We start from the raw sequence: 23200 nt of genomic DNA, 5'->3' as shown, positions 1-23200 counted from the left end.
GTGGCGACGTTCGACACGTGGGAGTCGTATTTCTACCCACCGCCCGACGACGCGACGATGCGCAACGTCCAAAACATCCGCGATCCGCGAGTCCTTCAGGCGTTCGAGTATGGCGCGACTGCGTTGAGGCAGAAGCAGCTCGTGGCGGACCCATCCCTCGTCGGTGAGCACACCTACGGCGCAGACCACGTACGGGCGATCCACCGGCATCTGTTCCAGGACGTGTACGAGTGGGCGGGGGAGTACCGGACGCAGAACATGATGAAGCAGGGCGCGGTGCGAGGATTCGCCGACGTCCGCACTGGTGAGGTCGACCGCTATCTGGCCGACGTCCAACGCCTGGTGAACACCACGGAGTGGGGGAGGCTAGAACGCGACGAGTTCGCGTCTGCGGCGGCTAACGTGTTCGCGCACCTGAACCAGGCCCATCCCTTTCGTGAGGGCAACGGACGCAGCTCGAAGGTTTTCATGGAGCACGTGGCAATGCGCTCGAAGTTCGAGCTCGACTTTGCTCGCGTGGACCCGAACTGGTGGAACAAGGCCTCAGAGTTCAGCCGCCCCGACCTCGACAAGTACGAACCTGTGCCTGACTCTCTCGTACCGGTCTTCCAGCACATCGCGGAGGAGAGAGAGGGCGGGCCAGCCGTGACCGGCGGCGCCGGGGCGCGGCAGCGTTCGCCGCTGAGCGCGAGTTATCCGATGTCACCCACACAAGCAGCTGGCCGCCACGCGTCGACGAGGCCGCAGGAACCGCATCGGCCCGGACAGGGCTACGGCAGCAGTGGGCAGGGGATAGGACGATGAGCAACATCATCGGATACGCCCGGGTGAGCACCCGAGAGCAGAACCCGGACGCGCAAGCAGCCGAGCTCCGAGAAGCCGGCGCGAAGCGAGTCTTCGTCGACCACGGAGAGTCGAGCCGGATCACCGATCGGCCGCAGTGGCAGGCATGCCTCGCCTACCTGCGCCCTGGCGACATGCTCGTGATTCGTGCGCTCGACCGAGTCGCCGGCACGGAACAGATGGCGATCGAGATCATCCGCGACCTCGGCCGGCGCGGGGTCCGCCTCAAGAGCCTCACCGAACCGTTCCTCGACGTCGACACGTCGACCCCGATGGGGGAGGCCATCGTCGGGATCATGGCCGTTCTTGCACAACTCCGCGTCGCCACCATCCGCGAGAACACCCGCCGCGGCCTCGCCCACGCACGAGCCCAAGGTCGTGTCGGCGGACGGCCGTCGGTGATGACGCCAGAGCGCGTGACAGCGGCGGTAAGGATGCGCGCCGATAACAAGAGCATCCAGCACATCGCGTCGGTGCTGGGTGTTGGCAAGTCCTCTGTTGCACGGGCACTCGCCAAAGTCGACGAAGGCGCTGCTGTGCCGCAGACGGAACAACGAACTCAGCTTGAACTCGGAAGGGAGCGATGACGATGGCAAACGAGGACGAGGACTACGACCCGATGGTCTACGACGTGATGTGCGAGCTGGCAACCCACTTGGGTGGGATCTACATTTCACGAGCGCGAGCGGCGGCCACCCCTGAAGACGAGGCACGCTGGCGACAAGCCGACCGCGACCTGATGGAAGAAGTCGATGCAGTTCCGCCCATGGAACTCGATGCCGTGAACTCGATGACAACGACACTTCGTGAGCGCCTCAAGGCTGCAAACGAGTCCGCTCCATGAGCACAAGCGACCTCGGTCCTGAAGCGCTGCGGGAAATCTTCGAGCGGGAGATTCGTCCAACGCTCAGGGCTACTCAGCAAGTTGGGCGGTCGGCCACCATTCGGGTCGTCGGTGCCCAACCCGGGGCGGGAAAGTCGCGTGCGATTAGAGCGCTCAACTCGACCCATCCGCGCAACGACGTTGTCGACGACGACCGCCTCCGACGGTTCCACCCTCGCTATCCCGAGCTCATGCGTGACGATCCTCTTTCTATGCCCTCCATTACGGCGCAGGCAGCGGGAGCATGGGTGGGAATGACGTTGGAGTATCTGCGCGACATGCGGGCTGAGGTGTTGCTGGAGACGACGATGCGTCAGTCCGCCGTCGTGAACGCGACGCTTCGCGCCTTCATGACGGCGGGTTACCGGACCGAGCTGCATGTACTGGCCGTGCCACCGGAGGTATCCCGGCTGGGGACGCTGACGCGCTACGCAGATCAGGTCGTGAAACATGGCGCAGGGCGGTGGACACAGGGCAAGACGCACGACATCGCAGCGGAAGCGGTTTCCGGGACCCTCGGCGCTGTGCTCGAGGCGCAACTGCTTAGCCGAGTCGCGATTTGCGATCGCCAGGCGAACGTTCTGTTCGAAGCGGATCCGGAACCGAGTAACTGGCAACAGGTGAGCGTGTCCGCACAAGAAGCCCTGCGCGAGGGACAGGCAACCACGTCGCTCTCTGAGATCGCTCGGAGGGGGTGGACCACGCAGTTGGTCCATGATCTTGAGGTGTGCGCTCGGACCGGCCAAACGGACCCCGATCTCATTCGAACGATGCGTCGCCTCGTCGAGGTCGACGCTCCTGCGGTGACTCGTCATCTTTCACAAGCCGAGCAGAACAACCTGTTAGCGAACGTTCGGACCGCGGCAAACAACATGCCGGGGTTGGGTGCGGGCACCCGTAGTGCGTCCTTCCCGACGCCTCCCGAGACGCGGCAACATCCCGGGGAGGTTGTCCAACCGGCCTCGGTTATGGAGGACCGGCTGGCAGCGCAGATAAGGCAGGCACGTGAGGGACGAACTGGCTCGGAGGGGCAAGAGCGCTGAGCGGTAGGACCGGGCACATCCCGACGGACGCTACGAGACCACCCGCTCGGATCCACGGACCGATGAACACACCGACGTCATCGCGGTGGTCCACACGGCGAGACCATGCTCGAGCCGGTCCGGGCCGCTGCAGAGCAGACTGACCCGGTTGGGCCGCCGACCCAACCCACGTGGACCACGTCCTTCCTCGGCCGGCCACGGTCCAGTCAGCGGACCACAGTGGACCCCGGAGACCGCGGCTTGGACCGATGCTCGTTCCAAGCGAACCGGCGGCGATCCGAGCAGCGGCCGCCCAGCGCTCATGGCTGGACGGCCACTTCTTCGCGCCACGGGAGGTGCGCCTCAGACCCAGTTGCTGAGACGGATCTCGTCGTTGTAGCAGGCGTCGGTGAGCTTTCCCTTGTAGTTGCCGTAGAGCCCGGTGACCTTTCGCTCGATCAGGGTGCCCTGACCGCTGCCGGTGCCGCTGGCGATGGTCACTCCGGTGCCGGTGTCCCACACCTTCCACGGGCTTCCCTTGCAGGCGGTGACGCTGATGTAGATGTATCGCGCGCTGTTGGCGGGGATGCTGCCGGTGGTGCAGGTTCGGTTCCCGAGCCCGTGCCAGTAGGGCGCGGTGCAGCCCGCAGATGCCGCCTGTGCGGGTGCGGCGGCGAGCAGTGTGCCGGTTGCGAGAACGGAGGCGAGTGCCGCGGCGAGGCTACGGCCCTTGGTGAAGCGCAAGATGGTCTCCCTGGTCGTGTCGGTTTGCCAGGCGACAGCATCCCTCGGCACTCTCCCGCGTAGAACCCCTTTTGAGCACGATCGAATGGGGGCTGACTCCTCGGCCGCACTGGTCCAGGCCAGACCTGCCACCAGCTCCCGATAGATGCCGAGATTCGCCTCCGGCGGCTGGGGCAAGGGCTCGGCGGAGCCGAGTCCCGAAGGGACGCGAAGCGCCCTTGCGGCTGCTGGCGGAGGCGAGAGAATCACGGCGTCGGGAGCTGGTGGAGCCCGCGTGCGCTTCACGCACCCGCGCCTGCCCTAGCGGAGCAAGCTATACACTTAGCACGGCTAAGTGGCTTTTGGTCCTCGACGTGGCGTCGAGGATCCGGCACACTGACCGTGTGGTCCCCGCACGAGGCGGGGTCGCTGCGCTGGGCTGAAGGGCAGGTGATCCTCATGAGCGAGCAGGCTCCCGGAGGTCGCCTGTTCACGCGGCGTCGCCGCGCCAACGTCGAGGGCGGCCGCCAGCACCGGCACGAGGTGAAGGTGTCACCCGACGAGGAGGAGACGTTGCTGCGTCTCGCCGCCGAGCAGCGCGTCACCATCCCGCGGCTGCTCGTCGAGTCCGCGCTGGCGTCGGGGGAGACGCCGACCGAGCGGCGGGACGCGATGGCCGAGCTCTTCACGCTTCACCGACTGCTGGCCGCGGTGTCGAACAACGTCAACCAGATCGCGAAGGCGACCAACGCCACCGGCGAGGTCCATGAGGATCTGCGGGCCACGCTGAACGCAGTGAGGCGCGTGGCCCAGCGCATCGACCAGGCGATCGACGGGTTGGACCGCCCATGATGCCGAACGTGGTCCGGGGCACCCGGATGGCTGGGCTGATGACCTACCTCGTCGGGCCGGGTCGGGCGAACGAGCACCAGGATCCGCATCTCGTCGCGGGCGACGCGGCGATCATGGCCTGGCACGACGACGCCGAGCTGGGACACAACTCCGCGCTGGCCATTGCCCGTCACCTCGACCGTCCGTATGCCGCGTACGGAGTCGAGGTGAAGGGCGGTCACGTCTGGCACTGCTCGCTGTCGCTTCGCGCCGACGAGGGCCTGCTGACCGACGAGCGGTGGGCCGAGATCGCCGGCGACTTCATGAAGGCGATGGAGTTCGACGACAACGGGGGCACGAAGGCCCCGTGCCGGTGGGTCGCGGTCCGCCACGGCGTCTCCACCAACGGCAACGACCACATCCACATCGCCGTGAACCTCGTTCGTGAGGACGGTACGAAGGCGTCGGCCCACAACGACTTCCGACGGGCCCAGGCCGCGGCCCGCGCGCTCGAGGCCAAGTACGGCTTGGAGCGGCTGGAGTCGGTCAACGCTGAGCGCGCCACACGCGGCTACGACCCCGCCGAGCGCGAGGCCCAGGCACGCGCCCGGGCCCGAGCCAAGTACGAGCGCGCCAACCGGGGCCAGAAGGCACCCTCGTGGGAACACCTGGCAGGAGCCGATCGACAGGCACAGATCGCGTCGGAGATCCGTACCGATCAGCCCCGCTACATGCTTGCGTTGAAGGTCCGCGGCTGCGCGACCGCGAGCGAGAACGAGGCAGAGTTCGTGCGCCGGATGCGTCGTGCCGGTGTGCTGGTGCGGCCCCGCTACTCCGACGGGCGCACCGACATCATCACCGGTTACTCGGTTGCTGAACGGCCCGAAGCTGGCGAGCGGCCCATTTGGTACGGCGGCGGGCACCTGGGTCGAGACCTGACACTGCCTCGGCTACGGGAGAACTGGCCGGACACGCCGACGGGGGCGAGTGAGTCTGCGGCGGAATGGAACGCGGCCAAGCGCGGGCGACGGGTGGTCGCTCCGGGCCGTGAAATCCAGGAGCCGGACCCGGAGCTGTGGGACAAGCGCAACGCGGAGCTCCAGGCCCTCATCGAGCGGCTCCGCACGGTCGACGTCGACGACCGTGACACGTGGGCGACCGTCGCACGCCAGACCGCGGGCGCACTGGCTGCGTGGTCGAACGCCACCGAGGAGACGCCCGGCGACCTCGCCGCGGCAGCCGAGGCGCTGTCGCGATCGGCGCAGACGTACCGGGGCACGGTACGTCCCCACAAGGCGGGCACGGTCGCGATCTCAGGTGCGGCCATGCTGCTGGCCAGCGCGGCACGGGGCGGGCAGGGGACCGTCGCACAGGCGGTGATGGTCAGGCAGCTCCTGCGGCTGACACAGGCGGTCTACGAGGCCTCCTTGGCCGCCGGCCAGTCGAGGCAAGCCCGGCTGTTGGCCGACGACACCCGGGCTCGGCTGGTCAGGCTGCGCGCCGCCCTGCCCACACCACAGCAGGACGCGACCACGACGACTGCTCCGAGGACGAACACGGCGACGCTCGAGCCAGAGGCTCAGGCGATCCTCGAGCGGCTCAACGCCGGCCAGGCCGATGACGGCCCCGCGGTCTCGCCGCTTCCGAACACGATCGACCCAGCCAAGCCACGACAGGTGACACGACCGGGCGCAGATCGCGGCCCGGAGAGATAGAAAGGCGGCACGGGGGATGGCGGAAGAGAGCGACGGGATCGCAGAAGCGTTCGAGGGACAGCTTCGTGTCCTCATCACCGCGGCCAGCCAGGTCGGTGAACGCATCGCCCGATTGCGCGAAGCGGCTGCCCGGCGCGCTCAGGCCCAAAGCGAGCAGGAGGCGCGCGAACTGCGCTCACGGATCGAGGTCGAGCAGCGGGCAGCACACGCCGAGCTCGCGAACGTCTACCGTCCGGACTGGTGGGATCGCGCCGACCCCAAACAGATCGGGCACACCTACCAGGTGGCCCGCGCATGGGCGAAAGACGATCCCGAGGCAGCACGAACCGAGCAGCACATGAGGGACCAGCTGCGCGCCCGCTACGGCGTGGACGTCAACAACACCCAAGCCGACCCCGCCGCCGTAAGCGCGGCGGTCGAGCGCGCCCAGCGGGACCTCGCCGACGCCAGCGCCGAGCGGAACCGCTCCAGCGCCGAGATCGCCGAGGCACAGAGACTGATGGCGGAGGCGAACCGCGAGGAACGACGCAACGAGCACGAAGCGATGACCGACACTGACTCGGGCGACAGCGAGCGCGGAGCCGCAGAGATGAAGTACGACAGCGCCGAGCGCCGCGAGCGAACAGCCCGCGACCTCGAAGCCAAAGGCATCGACGGCGAGGCCGTCGCCACGAAGATGCGCGCAGACGTCAGCCAGGCTCAACCCGCCACCGCGGCAGTGAAGGACGCCGGCGGACCCAAGAAGAGCAAGGCCCGCGAGACCCGAGGCCGTGCGGCGCAGGTGCAGAGGAGCGGACTCGACCGGTGAGCACCATCTGGCGGTCGCTGGGCCACTGTGCGAACCGCGGGTGATGCGCGGTGACTCTCGCGATCGACGAAGACACAGTCGACGTCGCCGACGTTGTGGCGGGCTGGTCAACCCTCGGCGCACTCGTGGTCGCCAGCGTCGCGCTGGTTTTTGCCGTGCTTGCATGGCGACGAGAGCAGGCCCTGACGAGACGCCTGGTCGCATCTGAGGAGCGGGCACAGAAGGTGGAGGAGCGCGCCCAGGCTTCGCTTGTCTCAGCGTGGGTGCGCCGGGTTGGGACGTTCCAGTGGCACCTCTACATCCGCAATGCGTCCGATGCGCCGGTCTACGAGGTGTGGGCATGGTGCTGGTACGCCGGACAGTTCATCAAAATGAACCTGATTGTCGGGATGGTGATCCCCCCCTCCCAGGCCGGAGTTATGTACGAGGCCGAACAGCTCACTGACGACCTCGAGCGCATGGCTGGCGCCGATGGTATGAACCTCGCGACCATACGAATCCAGTTTCGCGACGCCGCCGGCCAGTTCTGGCAGCGAGATCACGACGGAACGCTTTCACCGATCGAGGACATAAGCACGGACGGTTTCATGAACGTGGGTTGCACCGAGGTTGTGGTCTGAACCGGAGTACCTGAGCGTCGCACGAGCTGTCGCCTGGCATGCGACACTCCCGCCATGGACGAGATCTGGTCATGGCTCGGTGCCGTCGGCACGATCCTGATCGGTGCTGGACTGGGGACGGTTGCCGGCAACATTGGTATCGAGTTCATCAAGGGGACGTACGCGCGTAACGCCCAGACCAGGGCGCTCGATCACGCGCGAACCATGCAAATGGAAGAGCGGGAGCACGCAGCTGCGCTGCGGCGTGAACAGAACCTCTTCGACGCCAGGCGCGAACTTCTGCCCAAGGTGGCCCAGGTGCGCGAATGGATCGACTTCGAATGGGGTCTCGATCATGCGCCCGAGGACGTCTACGTCTCGCAGGCCAGCCGACCTAGGTTCGAGGGAGTCGGTGAAGCGTTGCGTGCGCTTGACGAGGTCGCGACGCACCACCCGTCTAGACAGGTGCGTGCGAAGGCTCGTGATCTCTATGACCGAGTTGACGGCGTCTTCGCAGACATGTCGCAAAACCTCGCCCCGTACGAGGCTCATGTTGCGGAGCGTCATTACGGCCGATGGGTCGAAGAGTGTGACGAGCTCATCGAGGCCCTGAATGAGCCGGAGCACTCATTTCACCGCGCGCCCAGCGAGGCCGAACGGCCTTAGAGACTGACCCGGACGTCGGGGAACATGCCGTCAGGCGGCGCGACGTAGGGCAGCGGTTCACCTCTCTTGGAGAGGTTTTCTTCGCCCTCCGTCGCCGAGGCGAAAGGGCCCTCGGGATCCATCAGCACGGCCATGTGGTGGTCGGCGTGGTCGCGCCACCACACGCTCATGCCAGTCGCGGCGTCCAACCGAAGGTTCTCCCACGAACGCCACAACGCCTCTAGACGGATCACCGCCTCGTCGTACTCCCACCAGCGGCCGGCCCAGCAGCGGTGCCGGCCGTCGACGCGTCGCCGGTAGACGTTGCGGAGGTACTCGCGGACGAACTCGTCGACGGACCCGAAATACAGGTCGGGATCATCGGCGGTCTCCTGGGAGGCGGAGGGCTGCTCCAGGCCGCCGGATCGGTAGTCCTCGTCGCCCCAGTCGCTCACGAGTTCCCTCTCGCTTCGATGACCGCCTCGACGGCGTGCAGCTCTGACCGTGCCTCGAGGATCGTGCGCTCGGCCTGCGGATCATGCGCAGCGATCGAGGCCCTGACGGCGGCGGCCTGAGGGCCGACCATCCAAGGAACCGTGCGGATGAGTGCCGGTCGAGATCCCGACGCCAGAACGACAGCACGACCCTTCGGCAGCGCCGCGAGATCTGCGACGTCGAGGATGCGCTCACGGTGCAGCTGCTCAGAAACCGTCCGGTGCCCACGTCCGTACGACGTCGACCGGGAGAGGCGGTCGTAGTCGCCGATCATGCGGGACAGGTCCTCGAGGAACGACGCCTCGCTGACGCCGCCGCCGTAGACCTTCACGTTCGATGCCGACCAGAGCTTCTTCATCCCGGCCTCGCCCCACACCTCGACGCCCTGCGACCACGACTGCAAGATCGTCATCAGGACGATCCCGCGCGAACCGTAGTGGCTGTAGAGGTTCGGGAGCTCGCGCCAGCGGCACACGTTCGCGGCCTCGTCGAGGACACCCAGCAGCGGAGTTGACAGGCGCCCGCCGGCCGAGCGTGCGGCCTGTTCTTCGGCGGCCTCGACCACGGCGACGGTTAGCGCCGTCACCAGCGGTCCGGCCGTACCCCGCCCCTCCTTCGACAGCGAGTAGAGCGTGCCGCCGTCGGCCCGGACGAAGTCTTCCGGCCGGAACTGTGGCCGGGAATCTGCCGCACCCTGGGGTGTCACCCAGCGTGCAACCTGCCGGTTGGTCAGGCACGAGGCCATCTGCTGGGCGGTGCCGAAGACACCGCCGCGCTGCTTCTCCGGTGCGGACACGACGCCGGCGACCTGGTCGGAGGTGAGCGCGAACCCGTGCGCACGCAGAATGTCGACGGACGTCTCGTCGGTCGGCCTGGTCAGCCACGTGTAGACGTCGGTGATCGGCCGATGGTCCAGGGCTGCGGCGAGCAGTAGCCCAGCGAGGAGGTCCTGCCCGGCCGAGTCGAAGTAGGCGTCCGTCCGGGCTCCCGCTTCGCGAGAGCCCGAGGCGAAGTGCTCGGCAAGCTTGGCGGCGCGCACTTCGTCGGTGACGTAGCTGAGGGGGTTCCACCACCAGGTCGGCTCCTCGAGGGCGAGCGACTGGGGATCAAACACCCACACCGGGCCGACCAGTGCGCGCACCTCGCGCGTCGCGTCGACGACGTCGCGCTTGTTGGAGGTGACGAGGACAGAGCCGGGTGCTTCAAGGATCGCCGGCACCGCCCGGGAGGTGGTCTTTCCGGTCCGGGGCCCCCAGATGTCGATGTGCATGTCCTCCCAGGAGCCGTAGAGCATCTGGCCGGTGGCCACGGTGCGCCCGATCGAGACACCGGGTGCCGTGCTGACTCCGAGGCGCGCGGCCTTGGCCGATGCGCTCTTGCGTGTCAGGTCCTCGACGTCGCGGCCGCGGCCCATGAAGGACGCGGCCCGGTCGACGCGGGAGCGATTGCGTCGCAGCTTGCGCCGGAGAAGGCCGATCGCCACGGCCAGGAGGGCCACGGCGGTGAGGACGCCGGCGACGACCCACCAGCCGGACGAGCCCGGCCACGCGATCTCGCCGCTGAGTAGGCCGAACGTGGCGGCGAACGGGTCCCGCGGCACGTCGACGCCGGTCCCGGCGAGCCGGTGGCCGAGATGCAGCGCGGCGTAGACCGTGCCGACGCCGAGAACGACCACGATGATGCCCAGCCACAGCAAGATGACCTCGCCGGACAGAACCCCCGGATCGCGGCGCCGGTTCGTCGGCGTGCTCATGCGGGATCACCTGCCCCGGTGCGCAGTGCGCGGACACCGACGCGGGAGCGCTCGTGCCACAACTTGTTGGTGTCGTTGATCGACAGCTCGGTGCTCGTGAGCTGGACATCGACCGGGATACCGGGACGACCGCCCACCTTGACGAGGAACTTCCCGCGGCCTGGCGGCTCGGTCTCGCGGCCGGTACGGGGATCCCAGGCCGGTGGGTCCTGCCAGCCGATCAGGAGTTCCTGTTCGGCCCGCGAGAACGGGACTGCTGCGGTCAGCTGGGGCATCTCGGCTGACGGCAATCCACCGCAGATGACCATGCCGGCGCGCTCGACGAAGCCCCGTGCCTTCATACGGTCCTCTTCGTTGGACAACGCCAGGAGGTCGCTCATCGTGTGCGAGATCATCGCCATACCGACGCCACGCTGACGGTTCAGGCGGGTCAGCGCGTCTACGCGGTCGACCATCCCGCGCCCGGCGCGCAACACGCGCCACAGCTCGTCGAGGATCACGAAGTAGTGGCGACGGGGTTCGAGTCCGGCGTCGGCGAGCGCGTTCGCCACGTTGATCGTGCCGAATCCTGCCGACCAGCAGGCGAGCAGCGTAGCTGCCTGCAGGTCCATCTCGGAGTCGTCGATCGCGGAGACGTCGTAGACCACAGGTGCGTCCCGGCGCATCGGGTTGGTCGTGGGGCGGGCGAACGTCTCGCCCAGCCGGCCGCCGCCGACCAGACCGATCAGCGAGGCCTCCAGGTTTTCGGTGATCGCCTTGTAACGGGTGTCGTCACCTCGGTCGAGGGCCACAGCGCGCACCTCGAGCGGGCCTTCCTGGATGACACGGAGCAGGTCGCCGAGGACTGGTACACCCTCGTGGTGTGCGTCGAGGTGCTTCAGGGCCCGATCGAGGATCGTCTCCTCGCGATCGGTCGGCGGCGCTGAGCGCAGGATGGTCAGCAGCGCTGAGACCATCGTGTGGCGGCGGCCGTGGGCGTCGGCGAGAACCTGAGCGGCCTCTTTCTCGAACCCTGCTTCGCGCAGGTGGGCGGCGGCTTCCGTCGCCTCGCCGGGGTCCAGGATGTTCAGGTATCCGCGGCCGCGGCCGAGCGTGATGATCTGGCCGCCGAGGGCCTCGATGAGGTCGACGTAATCGGGCTTGAGATCACCGAGGACGAGCGGCATGACGCCGAATCCGGCCAGGCCCGTCGCCATCCGGCGGACGATCGTCGACTTGCCCAGTCCCGGTCGGCCGAGGACGAACGTCGACGGGTTGCTGATGAGCTTGGCTCGCTGAAACCAGGAGATCGGGTCACAGCACAACGTGGCCCCGGTGTGGATGTGTCGGCCGAGTGGGACGCCGACCATCGGTGTTCCTGTGCCGATGGCGAAGGGCCACATCCCGCAGACCTGGACGGTGGTGCCACGCCACTCACTAGCCTGCTGGACGTAGTTCGAGTAGCCCCGTCCGCGGCCCAGCCATCCACGCATGGGCGGGCGTTGGGGCCGTAGCTCGCGCGGCTTGTCGCCTTTCTGTGTCTGGCGCTCGCGTGACCGCTTGCGGCTCATAGCTTCTCCCTGAGCTCGGACGGGACCTTGATGTGCTTCGGGAGCACTAGGCCGAGTGGGAGGGCCGCGGCGAAGGCCGAGTCTTGTGACCCGTACACCGGCCGCAATCTCAGTCGGGCGGTTGCGCCCAGGTTGTCGATCGCTGCCCGGGCGTCGGCCTCTTTGTCCAGGTCGGTGACCGTCGCTGTGACGAGCATCCCGAACTGCACGAGCCCGGCGCCGGATGCTTCCTCCTGCGCGGTGGCAGCTGCCGCCCGCACCGCGAGGGTGTCGCGTGCGGCGGGCTTGCTCGTCGAGGTCATGCGGAACTCGGCGGCGCGAAGGTCTGCTTCGACGATTCCGGCTGCTCGAGCCGGGTCGATGGGACGGTACAGCAGCGTGACGCGCTTGCGGGCGATGTCACGATGCGGGGCCAGAAGGCGGGCCAGAACACCCGATTGCACGTGGCCGCGGGGTGCCTGGGTCATCGCCCAAGTGCACGAGTACGCGGAGTCATGTCGGTAGCCATCCCACGCGGTCTGAGCAGCGGATGGCCCAACCTCAGGCCACATCAACGTGGGTGTTTCTCCTGCGACGTGCGCTTCGTCGATGAGCACCGCGGCCGCGGGATCGTAGGCGATCCGGATGACCTCGCAGAGTTCCTGAGCCGACAGAGGATGTGCCGCACCTGCGCCGGTCGACTGCAGCCCTGCGGTCAACCCAGGCAGACGTGCGGCGAGCTCACGGCCCATCTCAGCCGGGCTGCGCTTCTTTCCGCCAGCACGTTGGGCAGCGTTGAACGTGACTGCGACATAGGCCTTCACCGTGGATGAGCCCACCGGATAACGGCCCACGACTTCGTGGAGCATCTCCTGTGCGAAAAGTGGCGCATCAAGGTCGATGTTCGACTCGACCTCCCGCCGCAAGCGGGTCCCGGAGTCTGGAGCGGTCTCGATCGTCACCGACGCCGCGGCGACCCCGGGCTCGTCACCCAGGTTCGCCAGCCAGTGGCCCCAGTCAGCAACCCACCCGTCGACCTGCTCCTGATCGACCAGGGCCGCACCGTCGGGTTCCGTCCCAACCACGACTGAGTAGGAGCCTGTCGCGGGGGTGTAGAGCAGGGCGAACGGCCGCCCGTACGAGTCGCGGTATTCGCTCAATCGTGTCGGTGACGCGAGACCAGGCAGCTGGTAGGTGCCCCACAGGGCACGACCGAGTGGACCGGAGCGATACAGGTTCGTTCCCCGTGAGCGGGACGACCACCAAGCGCCGCGCGCTCCTGCCCGGCTGATCACGTTCTTGCCATGTGAGTCCTTCGTAAGGACGGAGAGCATCACGGCCCCGAGGACAGCTGTCAGGATCACGGCCTCGAGGAGGCCGGCCACCATGACGGTGATGACCACTGCGATAAGACCGGCGAGCAGCAGAGTCGTGCCCAACGATCCCAGGCCAAGGATGCCTGGCGATGTTGGTCGCCGCCAGTTTCCGTACGTCCGTGGACCTCTTCTCGTATCAACGGCTGCCATCAGGACCGCCTCCCCCTTCACCAGTTGATTCTTCGCCAAGGCGCTGGGCTACCTCGGCGCCCTTCTTTCCCGCATCCGCTACGGCGCCGGCCACCACACCGATCGGGCCAGCGGCGGCCCCGGCAGCGGAGGCGCCACCTGCGGCTGCGCCTCCACCTGCGGCTGCGCCTCCACCTGCGCCTCCACCTGCGCCTCCACCACCTGGTGGTGCGCCACCCCCAGTGGGGCGGTTCCCGGGTCCGTTCGATCGAGATGTGGAGGACGGGACGCTCGACGACGGCGAGTGTCCATGGTTCTGCCCGCCAGACGGACCCTGTGAACCTGTCTGGCCATTAGAGCCGGACTGCCCCGGCGAGCCCGACCCGTTGTTGCCTGACATGAGCCGACCCAGCTCTGCCGCCCCGGTCGGCAGGCTCGCGAGTGCACTCACCGCGAGCGCGGCACCTGCGCCCCCGGCCGCTAGGGAACCGACCATCGGCGTCACGAAGCGCATCAGCGCCGGCATCGCGAATAGCGCGAGGACCATCAGCATCAAACCCGTGAGCACTGCCAGGAATCCTGAGCCGTCATCGGAGAACACGTCCGTGCCGACCAGCTGGAACGCGGCCGCATAGACGATCGCTGCGGCGGGTTTGTAGAGGATGAACGCGACCGTCCAGCCGATGCACTTCTTGAACCAGCTCTTGCCCATCTCCGTGTTCGTAAATGAAGCGGAAAGCGGGAGGATGCCGGCCAGGATGACGAGCATGCCCCCGCGCGCGACCATCAGAACGATCTGGAGCGCCGCCGCAAAGATCGCAACGAGCCCCAAGATGATGATGAGCAGCGACCCGAGGCCGCCGGCCGCCGGATGCTTGGTCAGGGCGAGCAGGATGAGCATGTTTTCCCCGAAGCACGCCGAATCCTCCGAGACGTTGCAGCTGAGTGATTCGTTGAGGATCCAGACGGCAAACGAGTCTGCGGCCGCAACGAGCAGACCGATGATCGTCACACCCGCACCTGCCACGACCACGAGTGTCAGCAGGCTCTTGACTGTCTCGCGGCCAGGTTCTGCCCGCTGCTCCCACGCCATTCGGGCGCCGCCGACGATGACTGAGACAACGGCGGCGGCGCCCATGTACCACCAGAGCCCAGACTGAAGGAATTGGACCGCGCCACCGGCGTTCTTGGGCCCTGACGGCATGAACCCCGAGACGATTGCGCTGGCCGCCGAGATGAACACCACGGCGGCCAGTACCAAGCCGACACGGCCGACGGCCGCGACGCCTTCCCCCGACCTGATGCGCGTGGCGATGAGCGCGCCCAGGATGAACAAGGACAGGATCGCCAGCGCCAGGCTGATCCATGTGACGTATCCAAGAACCGTTGTGATGCCGCTCGAGTTTCGGGCAGAGCTACCCGGTTCGATCGCCGAGCTACCACCTGAACCAGTGAGGTTCGGGGTTCCGATATGAACCCACACCGTCCCGAGCGACGCGATCGCCTTCCCGAACGCCTCGACGACCGCGTTCGCCATGTTTTCGATCGCATCACCGACCAAGGACTCGGCGCCTTGGCGCACGTGGCAGAGCGGGTTTGCCCTGTTCCATCCCTCGCACGCCATCTCAGGGCCCCCAGGGGATGTAACCGGCCAACTCTGGGACGACTGCGACGTTGACCGGCACGTCCGGATCGGTCACGTTCAGCTTCCAGTCCCCGTCCTCCCACACAAGCGCATAGACCATTGAGAGGTTGACGGTCTGACCCTCCGATGTCCCGCGAACACCGATGTCGACGCGGGCGGTGTCGCCGTCGTAGAAAAGCAGCCGGAAGCCAGCAATCTCCGCGCGGACGCCGTCACTCGTGGCTGAGCCATCTTCCTGGCTCAGCATCGAGTCGCGATGCGGGCCGGTAGCGATGAAGTAGTCGAACCAGTCGCGCACAGTCTCGAGGTCGGCGGTTGCAAGGACCACAGCGTTCGCTGCCGTGAAGACTGCGCCCTCGGGTGAGTGCTGATAGCACGCGCGCACCCCGCCGGCGGCGCGCTGAGGTCCGTACTCCATCGATGTCGGATACGCCGTCGTGCCCTGGTACTCCCATTTGGCTACAGGAGCCGTCGAAAGGGTCCCGGACAAGACTTCACCCGGGAGGTTGCACGTGTCCGTGCCGGCCTCGGGTGACGTGGGAGAGCTGGAGGGCGCACTGCTCGTTGCGTCGGCCGATGGGGATGTTGCCTCAGAGTCTTCCTTTGTTGCGTTCACTACTCCGATGACGATCCCGAGGACGACGATCAGCGCGACCACGACTCCCGCCGCGATAAAGCTCGGGCGGGTGAACGGGCTCTGTTCGTTGTCGTCAGTAGTCATGTTGAGCCTCCGAGTCAGGCAGTCGCAAGGAAGCCGACGAGGGCCGACGCGGCGGAGATGACGATGACGCCGCCGAGTGCCATACCGATCTTGCCGACGTGCTCACCGCCCTCGCCGCGGCGGGACTGGATCGCCATGAGCGCGCCGGCGGCGAAGAGGCCGAGGATGCAGATGGCGAGGGCGACCCACTTGCCCCAGCCCATGATTTCGGTGAAGCCGTCGGTGCCCGGCGGCTGCTGCGGGGACGGGTCGGGCACGTTCCCGGCGATGACCTCCGCCGGGGCGAGGGCGACAAGATCGCCCACCGCAGCGGCGGCCGTCAGAAGTGTGCTCATCGGTGTTCCTTTCGGTTGGTGGTGCCCACGGCACCGGAATGGGTGAGAGCCTCAAGGTCGTCGATGAGTCGGCGTACCTCGCGCGGTGCGTCGGAGAGAGCGAGCGGCTCGTCCACCCGCCACGACTCGATCCAAGGGATGGTCCACGTTCGAGGAAGGCCCCCGGAGATGACCTGGGCGAATTCGCGCAGCGGACGCGGAAGGCGCCCAGGGGCGTCCGCGACGATCACCAGGCCCAGCACCTTGACGTGCGGGACCATGCCGGCGGCCCACTGGGTGGCGGCAGATCGTGCTGATCGCAGTCCGTACATGCTCGACCTGGCAGTCAGCACCACGTTCGCGGGCGCCCCCCGAGGTGGGCGCGGCCATCCGTGGCTGGCCGCAGGCCAGCCCGGCACCAGAGCGGCCAGGCTGGACTCGCTTGCTCCACCGTGGACGCCGAGCCACCACAGCTCGGCCGACTGTGGCTGGTCATAAACCGCCAGCTGGTCGACGCGATCGGGGGCAGGGACTCCTCGCTGTGGAGTCATCGGTCCGGTAGGACGACGGTGCGCGGCCTCGACAGGCGGCGCAGCGGGCCGCTCGGGCTCGGGTGATCGCGAAAGCCACGGGTTGCTGGAATCGGTCATCGCGTCCCTGCCTGGCACTGAGACGTCGCCGGAGGTGACCCCTTGCTGGGAAAAGATGAGCGGAGCCACGCCAGCGAGGATCCCTCGTGGCTCCGCTCGTTCGATAGCACAGACATACGCAAACACCCCCTGGCTAGGACCATAACTAACGATAGAGAGCGCTGTCCATACTTATTTAGCATTACCTGGACAGATTGAGCTATACCTAGGTACAGTTGCGACCGTTCACGTTGTTTCGGGGGTAGGAGGGGGGGACAGGTGCGTCTCCGTGAAAAGATCACCTTCAATGACGATTGGAAGGTGGGAGATCATGTCGAGGCGAAGCGTCCCGGAGCCGGCTGACGGCAAGCTCCTTACGGTCGCCGAGCTCGCGGCATGGTTCGACGTCACGGAGCAGACCATTCGCGCCTGGACAAAGGATGAGGCGATGGCTCTCCCGCACGGCCGATTCGGCCGGCACATTCGGTTCGACCGCGAAGAGGTCCAGGAATGGGTCGACGCACGCTGGACGCATTGACCGTGGACACCGGGACGCGCTCACAGCGGTAGCCGGACTCGCCCTGACGGGTGTTCTGGCTCTGACCGGGTGCGGAGCACAGGACGAAGCAAGCCCCAGCCCGGCGCCGTCCTCATCCACACCAGGAGCGCCTGACCTCGAGCAGTTCACGCCCCCGCCCAGCGGGCTCGTCGACGAGGACACCGGCGAGTCCGTCGAGCCACGGCCAGTTCCCGAGTGGGACGACGCCTCGCGTGCCGCAGTGGTCAAGGCAGCAGAAACCGCACTCCGGGCGTTCGCTCGGCCGACTCTGGACCACCAGACCTGGTGGACACAGCTTGAACCGCTCCTCACCCCTCAGGCCGCCGCCGATTACTCCTACGTCGACCCCGCCAACATCCCCGCGCTGAAGGTCACCGGCCCCGGACTCATCGTCCTCGACACCAGCGCCTACGTCGCGACCGTCGAGATCCCAACCAGCGTGGCCCGGTACCAGCTCATCCTGACCCGCAAGGACGCCGGCTCGCCTTGGCTCACCAGCCGCATCACACCCGTGGGGAACTAGGGATGAGCGACGGCAAGTCAGGGGTTCTCGCTGCCGCCGTGCTCGTCCCTGCCCTGATCCTGACGCTGGTGCTCAGCATCATCTTGCTCGGCGGCCAGTCCGACGCTGCGTGTTCGCCTGGTGGGCAGCCGGGCAGTGCGATCGACCCTGGCTCGGTGCCCCAGACCCCCATCGCCGGCTACGGACACGAACAGCTCGTCAACGCGGCGTACATCATGCAGGCCGGCCATGCAGCAGGGCTGTCAGCCCGAGACCAGACCATCGGCGTCATGACGGCGATGGGTGAGTCGAGCCTGCGAGTGCTCGACAACGGCGACGCCGTGGGTCCCGACTCTCGTGGTCTGTTCCAGCAGCGCGCGAACGGGGCATGGGGCTCCTACGCAGACCGCATGGATCCGTTCATCTCGGCCACCAACTTCTTCAAGGTCCTGAAGACCATCAAGAACCGCGACACGCTCGAGCCCACCATCGTGGCCCACCGAGTCCAGCGCAACGCCGACCCTTACCACTACACGAAGTTCTGGCCCGCTGCGGTCGCTGTTGTCGAGGGCCTAAGCGGCGTCAAAGGCCTGGCCAACGGCGAGAAGCCAGTCACGTCGTCGCAGTACCCGCTCGGCAACGTCAAACCTCAGACCGCCATCGTCGCGAACAGCGTCGGCCCGATGTTCCGCATCAAGACCATCGGCGGCTACCGCGAGTCCGCACGCGATCCAGGCGGTCACCCATCCGGGCTCGCGCTCGACTTCATGACCAACGACATCCCCAACGGACGCGCTACCGGCGACCGGCTCGCGCGCTACCTGCAGGACAACGCCGCCCAGCTCGGCGTCGACTACATCATCTGGCAACAGCGGATCTGGACCGTCGACCGCGCGGGCGAAGGCTGGAGGCCGATGGCCGACCGCGGATCCGACACCGCCAACCACTACGACCACGTGCACCTCAACCTCAAGGCAGACGCCGCCGGCGTCAGCGTCCCCGGCTGCGAAGCAACGACCCCTGGCCAGGTCAGTCCCGATGGCTGGGCTGAGCCCGCCGACGGGCCCGTCACGTCGGGCTTCGGCATGCGCAAGGACCCGGTGACAGGGGCGTCGACACGGCTTCACTCCGGCACCGATCTCGCCGGCGGCGGCGACGGCGGTCCCATCTGGGCCGCCCAGGATGGCGTCGTGATCGACGCCTACACCGACAGCAACGGCGGCTGGACCATCGACGTCGACCACGGCGGCGGCATCAAGACCCGCTACAAGCACATGTGGGCCAATGGCGTCCTCGTCGACGCCGGTGACCGCGTCACCGCAGGCCAACAGATCGGCCGTGTCGGCTCCTCCGGCTGGTCCACCGGTCCCCACCTGCACTTCGAAGTGCACGTCAAAGACTCCCCCGTCGACCCGGAGAACTTCATGTCCGAGGTCGGCCTCACTCTCGGCTAGGTAAGGAGAACGGCATGAGCACCACCACAGAAGCGGCCACCTGGCCGCACGTCGAGGTCACCCTGAACCCCGACGGCACCGGCGAGGTGTCGATCGGCGGCAGCGTGCAGAAGCTCGCCGCCGCCGGCGTCGACCAGGCGCGGGAGCAGGTCGTCGCCCTGATCGCCCAACGCGCCGCACAGCTCGGCCGCCCGCTCCGTACCCTCTCGCGCGATCCCGATGGCGAGTGGAGCATCATCATCCACGCCGACGGCAACGTGACGCCCGATGAAGGCTTCGAGCTGAGGCGTCGCGTCAATGCGACGCCGCCTCCTCCGCGAACGGTGCCGCAGCCGGCAGCGCCACCCCTCCCCCCTGCAACACCTGACCCGCACGCTCAGGAGCGGGCCGGCGTCGTCGATCAGCCCTGGGCCGAGGACGTCGGCGCTGACAGCGGACCCTCCCCCAGCCGCCCGGAACTGCGACGGTCCTTCCTCACCGAAGAGCACACCGAGGAGCCCGCCACCCGGGGCTGGCGCGGCACTCTCACACGCGCCGGGATCCGCATGCGGCCCAGCGCGGACGAGCTCGCGGAACGACGCGCAGCAGCGGCTGTGTCCCAGCACTGGCCCGGACCGCGGACGATTGCCGTCGTCAACTCCAAGGGCGGAGCGGGCAAGACCCCCAGCACCGCACTGCTCGCCGCGGTCTTCGCTCGCTACGGCGGCGCCGGCGTGCTGACATGGGACAACAACCAGACCCGCGGCACGCTCGGCTGGCGCACCGAGCAGGGACCGCACGAGTCCACTCTCCTCGAGCTGCTCCCGCAGGTCGATCGACTGCTGAGCACAGCAGCACAGTCGGCCGATCTCGCCCGCTACGTGCACCACCAGACCCGCGACCGGTTCGACGTGCTGCGCAGCAAGCCGACCGCCCTCGCCCACGAGCAGCGCGTCGAGCCTGAGGACGTCGACGCCATCCATGCCGTCGCGAGCAAGTACTACAGGCTCGTCTTCATCGACTCGGGTAACGACGAGTCCGACCCGATGTGGCTGCGGATGATCGACCACACCGACCAGCTGGTCGTCGCCACCACCACCCGCGACGACCATGCCGAGGCCGGCGCACTGCTCCTCGAGGCGCTCGTCGAGCGTGATGAGCGCTCCGCACGGCTCGCTCAACAGGCGGTCGTCGTCGTGACGCAGGCCGACCCCAAGGCGACAGCAGCCGACGTCGCCCGGGTCGCCGACGGATACCGCGCGATCGCGGCCGACGCCGTCTCGATCCCCTTCGACCCGGCCATGGTCGACGGCCTGCTCCGATACGGCTCGCTGCGCCCATCGACCCAGCGGGCCTGGCTCGAGGCGGCCGCCGCGGTGGCGCGAGGACTTTAGAAACAGAAACGCCGCGTCGGTCGTTCCCTCTGGTTTCCGTTTCCGGTTAGATGCCGGACATGGCAAGACAACGAGGACGCGGCGGCCGCCCGAGTCTGGGCGAGCGGGACGCCATGATGATCCGGCCTTCGTCGGCACTGGGCGAACGTGTCCGGGACGCGGCCGACGAAGCAGGGATGACGATCACCGACTACGTGTCGACGATCCTTGCGCGCGAGCACGGTTGCCCCGAGCTCGCCCCGCAGACTCGGCCCACCGATCAGACGGAGCTGCCACTGGCGCAAGCCTCATAACCGAATAGAAAAGCGAAGGCCCGCACCTAGCGGTGCGGGCCCCAGTCCGAAGCTTCAGACCCCGTTTCTTGGCGGATCCGGGTCAGAAGCTCCAACAAGCACACCCTCGCGGCTGTGCTCTGTCGCTTGGAGAACACGATACACCCCCCAACAGACACCCATACGGAAACCGGCCGCCGACCGCTGCGGCGTGTCACCTGGGTGGTCGGCCTCCGTGAGTGCCCACCCGGGATGGGCCACGTAGTTGCCCGTCGCGCGGAGCGCGACCGGGCGGTCCTCCCCCGCCGCCACCCCGGCGTCCGCTCCGTGCGCGACCGCGGATCAGACGACGGCACCTACGCGAAGCTGCCGGTATGGCGGACCCGCTGGCACTGGCTCAACATCGTCATCCCCCTGGCGATCGCCGCCCGGCGAGACGTGCTCGAGCGACACCACGTCGCACCAGAAATGTTCCGCGACTGGGCGCGGATCGAGTCGCTCTACGCCGAGAAGGCCACCGGCCGGCGACTCATCGTCCGCCCCGACACCGTCGCCTCCGTCATGGAGGTCTCAACCAGGACCGTTCAACGCTGCCGCAGCGCGGCACGCGAGCTCGGTCTCCTCGCCGACGTCGTACACGGTCGCATGCTGTCAGCCGGAGAGTGCTTCCGCGCCCGCCAGCAGGGCTCCCCCCAGCGCGGGATGGCCAACGAATCAGCGTGCATTATCCCCAGCTGGCTGGGCCTGGACGCCTGGCAAAGTCAGTCCGCTGTGGACGATGTCACCCCTACCAGTGGTAGGGCACAGTCAGCCGAAAATCTGACCCTTAACCCTGGTTTCCCTCGCAGGGCGAACAGGAAGAACGAGCTCGCTCCGCTCGCCCGGCACCAACGAAAGCGATCTGCCACCCACGACCCCGTCCGGTGGGCCCGACAGCGTGCCCACCGCACCCGCGTCGACCAGCTGATCGGCGAGCTCCGAACCCGCGAGCCCTGGCTCGCCACGGAACAGCCCGGCCGGCTTCGCGGCCTCCTGTCCCGCTTCGTTCGCGGATCGGTCACCTGGACCGCCGGCGACCTGCAACACGTTCTCCGCGAACGGGAGCGCCGGCTCCAACTCCCACGGCCGACCGCCGACGTCGTACGACGTCCCTACGCGCTCCTCGCGCACTACCTGACCGACGTCGACCCACAGAACGACCACCCAGACACGGTCGAGCGCGCCGCCGGGCAGGACACCGTGCAGTTCCGTCAGAAGATCCAAGCCTGGTGTGGACGCTGTGACTCACCCACCTCGAGGCACATTGAGCACGCTGATGGGACAGCTCGCCGCTGCCCCACCTGCCATCCAGGGGCAACCAGCGGCAAGGGGCCAGACCGATCCGTCCCGGGTGCTTAGCACAGCGTCAGCGGGTGACGGAGCCTCCCCCGTCGTCTCGGATGGTTAGGGTTCTTCTGCAAGCGCGAGAGGTCCAGAACGGCGCGGCCAGATCACGTTGGCTGAGACCTGTATGACGCTTGTGGAGAGCGTGCGCGATCCTGCTTCGTTCCGGCAGGGTCGGACGTTCTCTCCCACGACTTAAAGAGACCGGAGGGCCCTGACGTGACGGTTCATGTCTTCGTCGACGAGTCGAAGGGGCGTGACTACCTGCTCATCGCGAGCGTGGTCCTGCCTGAAGACGTAACCCAGGCACGTAAGGACGTCCGCACGCTCGTGCTCCCCGGCCAGAAGCGCCTCCACATGAAGGGCGAACGCGACCCGCGCCGGAAGATGATCCTCAGCAGTTTCCAGCAGTGGGGCTTCTCCGCCACGATCTACCGAGCAGGGCCTGCCTACAAGACCGAGCTCCTGCGACGCGAGGCGTGCCTTGAAGCACTGGTCAAGGAGCACAGCGATCGTCACGAGGTTGCCGTTTGTCTGGAATCGGATGAGACGCTCGACGCCAGGGACCGCACGACTCTTGCGCAGCTCGTGAGGTCGCACGGATGCCGAGAGAGTCTCCGCTACCAGCACCAGCGGGCTGCACAGGAGCCGCTACTTGCAATCCCTGACGCGATCGGGTGGGCGTTCCAACGCGGCGGCCAGGACTGGAAGCGACGTGTCGAACCGCTCCTCAAGGACGTCAACGACGTCTAGAAAGCGCAAAACCCGAGCGCCACAACCGTCCGGAAGGGTCTCGGGTTCACTTTCCACAGCTACTGCCGTGGACGTATCGAGAATAGCTGCCAGATGGCAGCCCTGGCAAGCCGTAGCCAGCCCTGGCAAGCCGTAGCCAGCCCTGGCAAGCCGTAGCCAGCCCTGGCAAGCCGTAGCCAGCCCTGGCAAGCGCAGCAGGCCGCACCAAGTCGTGGCCACCTCCGGACATCTCGCGCTCGCCAAC

At 67.4% G+C, this 23200-nt stretch carries 24 protein-coding genes; 14 read left to right on the top strand and 10 right to left on the bottom strand.

Features of this window, described 5'->3' with window-relative positions; all coding sequences use genetic code 11:
• The 4 genes from KV100_RS19120 to KV100_RS19105 are packed head-to-tail and all read left to right on the top strand — an operon-like array spanning position 1 to position 2769.
• Positions 1-804 (top strand): Fic family protein, encoded by an 804-nt coding sequence (locus KV100_RS19120; RefSeq protein ID WP_220344785.1) that lies wholly within the window; start codon positions 1-3, stop codon positions 802-804.
• Entirely contained in the window at positions 801-1430 is a 630-nt protein-coding gene (locus tag KV100_RS19115) for a recombinase family protein (RefSeq protein WP_220344784.1), read from the top strand. The genes KV100_RS19120 and KV100_RS19115 overlap by 4 nt, the downstream gene beginning before the upstream one ends.
• Positions 1431-1432: 2 nt before the next feature.
• Positions 1433-1687 carry a hypothetical protein gene (locus KV100_RS19110; protein WP_220344783.1) on the top strand — a complete coding sequence of 85 codons (255 nt, stop codon included), beginning with the start codon at positions 1433-1435 and terminating at the stop codon, positions 1685-1687.
• The gene (locus KV100_RS19105; protein WP_220344782.1) at positions 1684-2769 is read left to right on the top strand and encodes a zeta toxin family protein; all 1086 of its coding nucleotides are present in this window, start codon (positions 1684-1686) and stop codon (positions 2767-2769) included. The genes KV100_RS19110 and KV100_RS19105 overlap by 4 nt, the downstream gene beginning before the upstream one ends.
• Positions 2770-3111: 342 nt before the next feature.
• On the opposite strand, the gene KV100_RS19100 is transcribed toward KV100_RS19105, so the two are convergent.
• Positions 3112-3492, bottom strand: coding sequence for a hypothetical protein (locus KV100_RS19100; RefSeq protein ID WP_220344781.1), 381 nt, complete (start codon positions 3490-3492; stop codon positions 3112-3114).
• Between the two features lie 438 nt (positions 3493-3930).
• Between KV100_RS19100 and KV100_RS19095 the strand changes: the two genes are divergently transcribed.
• From KV100_RS19095 to KV100_RS19075, 5 genes are read left to right on the top strand one after another with little or no spacing between them, the layout of a single operon-like run.
• Entirely contained in the window at positions 3931-4323 is a 393-nt protein-coding gene (locus KV100_RS19095) for a MobC family plasmid mobilization relaxosome protein (RefSeq protein ID WP_220344780.1), read from the top strand.
• A complete protein-coding gene (locus KV100_RS19090) occupies positions 4320-6017 on the top strand; it encodes a relaxase/mobilization nuclease domain-containing protein (RefSeq protein WP_220344779.1) in 1698 nt (565 codons plus the stop codon). The genes KV100_RS19095 and KV100_RS19090 overlap by 4 nt, the downstream gene beginning before the upstream one ends.
• A gap of 16 nt (positions 6018-6033) precedes the next feature.
• Positions 6034-6825, top strand: a complete 792-nt coding sequence (locus tag KV100_RS19085; RefSeq protein WP_220344778.1) for a hypothetical protein — start codon at positions 6034-6036, stop codon at positions 6823-6825.
• A gap of 50 nt (positions 6826-6875) precedes the next feature.
• Positions 6876-7445: a hypothetical protein gene (locus KV100_RS19080; RefSeq protein ID WP_220344777.1), complete on the top strand. Its 570-nt coding sequence runs from the start codon at positions 6876-6878 to the stop codon at positions 7443-7445.
• A 54-nt stretch (positions 7446-7499) separates the two neighbouring features.
• Complete coding sequence (locus KV100_RS19075; protein ID WP_220344776.1) at positions 7500-8090, top strand: hypothetical protein; 591 nt, start codon at positions 7500-7502, stop codon at positions 8088-8090.
• Here KV100_RS19075 and KV100_RS19070 read toward each other — a convergent pair.
• The 8 genes from KV100_RS19070 to KV100_RS19035 all read right to left on the bottom strand — a co-directional run bounded on the left by KV100_RS19070 (position 8087) and on the right by KV100_RS19035 (position 16582).
• Positions 8087-8524, bottom strand: coding sequence for a DUF4913 domain-containing protein (locus tag KV100_RS19070; protein ID WP_308291485.1), 438 nt, complete (start codon positions 8522-8524; stop codon positions 8087-8089). The two genes, KV100_RS19075 and KV100_RS19070, sit on opposite strands and share 4 nt — an antisense overlap.
• Positions 8521-10317 (bottom strand): type IV secretory system conjugative DNA transfer family protein, encoded by a 1797-nt coding sequence (locus KV100_RS19065; protein ID WP_220344775.1) that lies wholly within the window; start codon positions 10315-10317, stop codon positions 8521-8523. The genes KV100_RS19070 and KV100_RS19065 overlap by 4 nt, the downstream gene beginning before the upstream one ends.
• Positions 10314-11789: an ATP/GTP-binding protein gene (locus KV100_RS19060; protein WP_220344774.1), complete on the bottom strand. Its 1476-nt coding sequence runs from the start codon at positions 11787-11789 to the stop codon at positions 10314-10316. The genes KV100_RS19065 and KV100_RS19060 overlap by 4 nt, the downstream gene beginning before the upstream one ends.
• A 74-nt stretch (positions 11790-11863) precedes the next feature.
• The gene (locus KV100_RS19055; protein WP_220344799.1) at positions 11864-13372 is read right to left on the bottom strand and encodes an SCO6880 family protein; all 1509 of its coding nucleotides are present in this window, start codon (positions 13370-13372) and stop codon (positions 11864-11866) included.
• Complete coding sequence (locus KV100_RS19050; protein ID WP_220344773.1) at positions 13359-14888, bottom strand: hypothetical protein; 1530 nt, start codon at positions 14886-14888, stop codon at positions 13359-13361. The genes KV100_RS19055 and KV100_RS19050 overlap by 14 nt, the downstream gene beginning before the upstream one ends.
• 88 nt (positions 14889-14976) lie before the next feature.
• Positions 14977-15717: a hypothetical protein gene (locus KV100_RS19045; protein WP_220344772.1), complete on the bottom strand. Its 741-nt coding sequence runs from the start codon at positions 15715-15717 to the stop codon at positions 14977-14979.
• A gap of 14 nt (positions 15718-15731) precedes the next feature.
• Entirely contained in the window at positions 15732-16052 is a 321-nt protein-coding gene (locus KV100_RS19040; protein ID WP_220344771.1) for a hypothetical protein, read from the bottom strand.
• A complete protein-coding gene (locus KV100_RS19035) occupies positions 16049-16582 on the bottom strand; it encodes a DUF6668 family protein (RefSeq protein ID WP_220344770.1) in 534 nt (177 codons plus the stop codon). Before KV100_RS19035 ends, KV100_RS19040 begins: the two co-directional genes overlap by 4 nt.
• 385 nt (positions 16583-16967) lie before the next feature.
• Between KV100_RS19035 and KV100_RS20390 the strand changes: the two genes are divergently transcribed.
• From KV100_RS20390 to KV100_RS19015, 4 genes are read left to right on the top strand one after another with little or no spacing between them, the layout of a single operon-like run.
• On the top strand, positions 16968-17198 hold the full coding sequence (locus KV100_RS20390; protein WP_374107004.1) for a helix-turn-helix domain-containing protein: 231 nt from the start codon (positions 16968-16970) through the stop codon (positions 17196-17198).
• Complete coding sequence (locus KV100_RS19025) at positions 17101-17742, top strand: hypothetical protein (protein WP_220344802.1); 642 nt, start codon at positions 17101-17103, stop codon at positions 17740-17742. The genes KV100_RS20390 and KV100_RS19025 overlap by 98 nt, the downstream gene beginning before the upstream one ends.
• A 2-nt stretch (positions 17743-17744) precedes the next feature.
• Positions 17745-19175, top strand: coding sequence for a M23 family metallopeptidase (locus KV100_RS19955; protein WP_220344768.1), 1431 nt, complete (start codon positions 17745-17747; stop codon positions 19173-19175).
• Between the two features lie 14 nt (positions 19176-19189).
• Entirely contained in the window at positions 19190-20548 is a 1359-nt protein-coding gene (locus tag KV100_RS19015) for an AAA family ATPase (RefSeq protein ID WP_220344767.1), read from the top strand.
• Positions 20549-21627: 1079 nt separating this feature from the next.
• Here KV100_RS19015 and KV100_RS19010 read toward each other — a convergent pair.
• Positions 21628-22083, bottom strand: a complete 456-nt coding sequence (locus tag KV100_RS19010) for a hypothetical protein (protein WP_220344766.1) — start codon at positions 22081-22083, stop codon at positions 21628-21630.
• A 339-nt stretch (positions 22084-22422) separates the two neighbouring features.
• Between KV100_RS19010 and KV100_RS19005 the strand changes: the two genes are divergently transcribed.
• On the top strand, positions 22423-22956 hold the full coding sequence (locus KV100_RS19005; protein WP_220344765.1) for a hypothetical protein: 534 nt from the start codon (positions 22423-22425) through the stop codon (positions 22954-22956).
• The last annotated feature ends 244 nt before the right edge of the window (positions 22957-23200 follow it).

This window comes from Mumia sp. zg.B21 (assembly GCF_019550855.1).
In the GTDB taxonomy this organism is placed as follows: domain Bacteria; phylum Actinomycetota; class Actinomycetes; order Propionibacteriales; family Nocardioidaceae; genus Mumia.
The sequence above is the reverse complement of the archived record's forward strand: the minus strand, read 5'-3'. Positions and strand labels throughout refer to the sequence as shown.

What these genes read in the sequence shown, in the direction of transcription:
- KV100_RS19115 (WP_220344784.1), top strand. Translation starts at nt 801, where the DNA reads ATGAGCAACATCATCGGATACGCCCGGGTGAGCACCCGAGAGCAGAAC.
- KV100_RS19110 (WP_220344783.1), top strand. Translation starts at nt 1,433, where the DNA reads ATGGCAAACGAGGACGAGGACTACGACCCGATGGTCTACGACGTGATG.
- KV100_RS19105 (WP_220344782.1), top strand. Translation starts at nt 1,684, where the DNA reads ATGAGCACAAGCGACCTCGGTCCTGAAGCGCTGCGGGAAATCTTCGAG.
- KV100_RS19095 (WP_220344780.1), top strand. Translation starts at nt 3,931, where the DNA reads ATGAGCGAGCAGGCTCCCGGAGGTCGCCTGTTCACGCGGCGTCGCCGC.
- KV100_RS19090 (WP_220344779.1), top strand. Translation starts at nt 4,320, where the DNA reads ATGATGCCGAACGTGGTCCGGGGCACCCGGATGGCTGGGCTGATGACC.
- KV100_RS19085 (WP_220344778.1), top strand. Translation starts at nt 6,034, where the DNA reads ATGGCGGAAGAGAGCGACGGGATCGCAGAAGCGTTCGAGGGACAGCTT.
- KV100_RS19075 (WP_220344776.1), top strand. Translation starts at nt 7,500, where the DNA reads ATGGACGAGATCTGGTCATGGCTCGGTGCCGTCGGCACGATCCTGATC.
- KV100_RS19065 (WP_220344775.1), bottom strand. Translation starts at nt 10,317, where the DNA reads ATGAGCACGCCGACGAACCGGCGCCGCGATCCGGGGGTTCTGTCCGGC.
- KV100_RS19060 (WP_220344774.1), bottom strand. Translation starts at nt 11,789, where the DNA reads ATGCGTGGATGGCTGGGCCGCGGACGGGGCTACTCGAACTACGTCCAG.
- KV100_RS19055 (WP_220344799.1), bottom strand. Translation starts at nt 13,372, where the DNA reads ATGGCAGCCGTTGATACGAGAAGAGGTCCACGGACGTACGGAAACTGG.
- KV100_RS19050 (WP_220344773.1), bottom strand. Translation starts at nt 14,888, where the DNA reads ATGGCGAACGCGGTCGTCGAGGCGTTCGGGAAGGCGATCGCGTCGCTC.
- KV100_RS19045 (WP_220344772.1), bottom strand. Translation starts at nt 15,717, where the DNA reads ATGACTACTGACGACAACGAACAGAGCCCGTTCACCCGCCCGAGCTTT.
- KV100_RS19040 (WP_220344771.1), bottom strand. Translation starts at nt 16,052, where the DNA reads ATGAGCACACTTCTGACGGCCGCCGCTGCGGTGGGCGATCTTGTCGCC.
- KV100_RS19035 (WP_220344770.1), bottom strand. Translation starts at nt 16,582, where the DNA reads ATGACTCCACAGCGAGGAGTCCCTGCCCCCGATCGCGTCGACCAGCTG.
- KV100_RS20390 (WP_374107004.1), top strand. Translation starts at nt 16,968, where the DNA reads ATGACGATTGGAAGGTGGGAGATCATGTCGAGGCGAAGCGTCCCGGAG.
- KV100_RS19025 (WP_220344802.1), top strand. Translation starts at nt 17,101, where the DNA reads ATGAGGCGATGGCTCTCCCGCACGGCCGATTCGGCCGGCACATTCGGT.
- KV100_RS19955 (WP_220344768.1), top strand. Translation starts at nt 17,745, where the DNA reads ATGAGCGACGGCAAGTCAGGGGTTCTCGCTGCCGCCGTGCTCGTCCCT.
- KV100_RS19015 (WP_220344767.1), top strand. Translation starts at nt 19,190, where the DNA reads ATGAGCACCACCACAGAAGCGGCCACCTGGCCGCACGTCGAGGTCACC.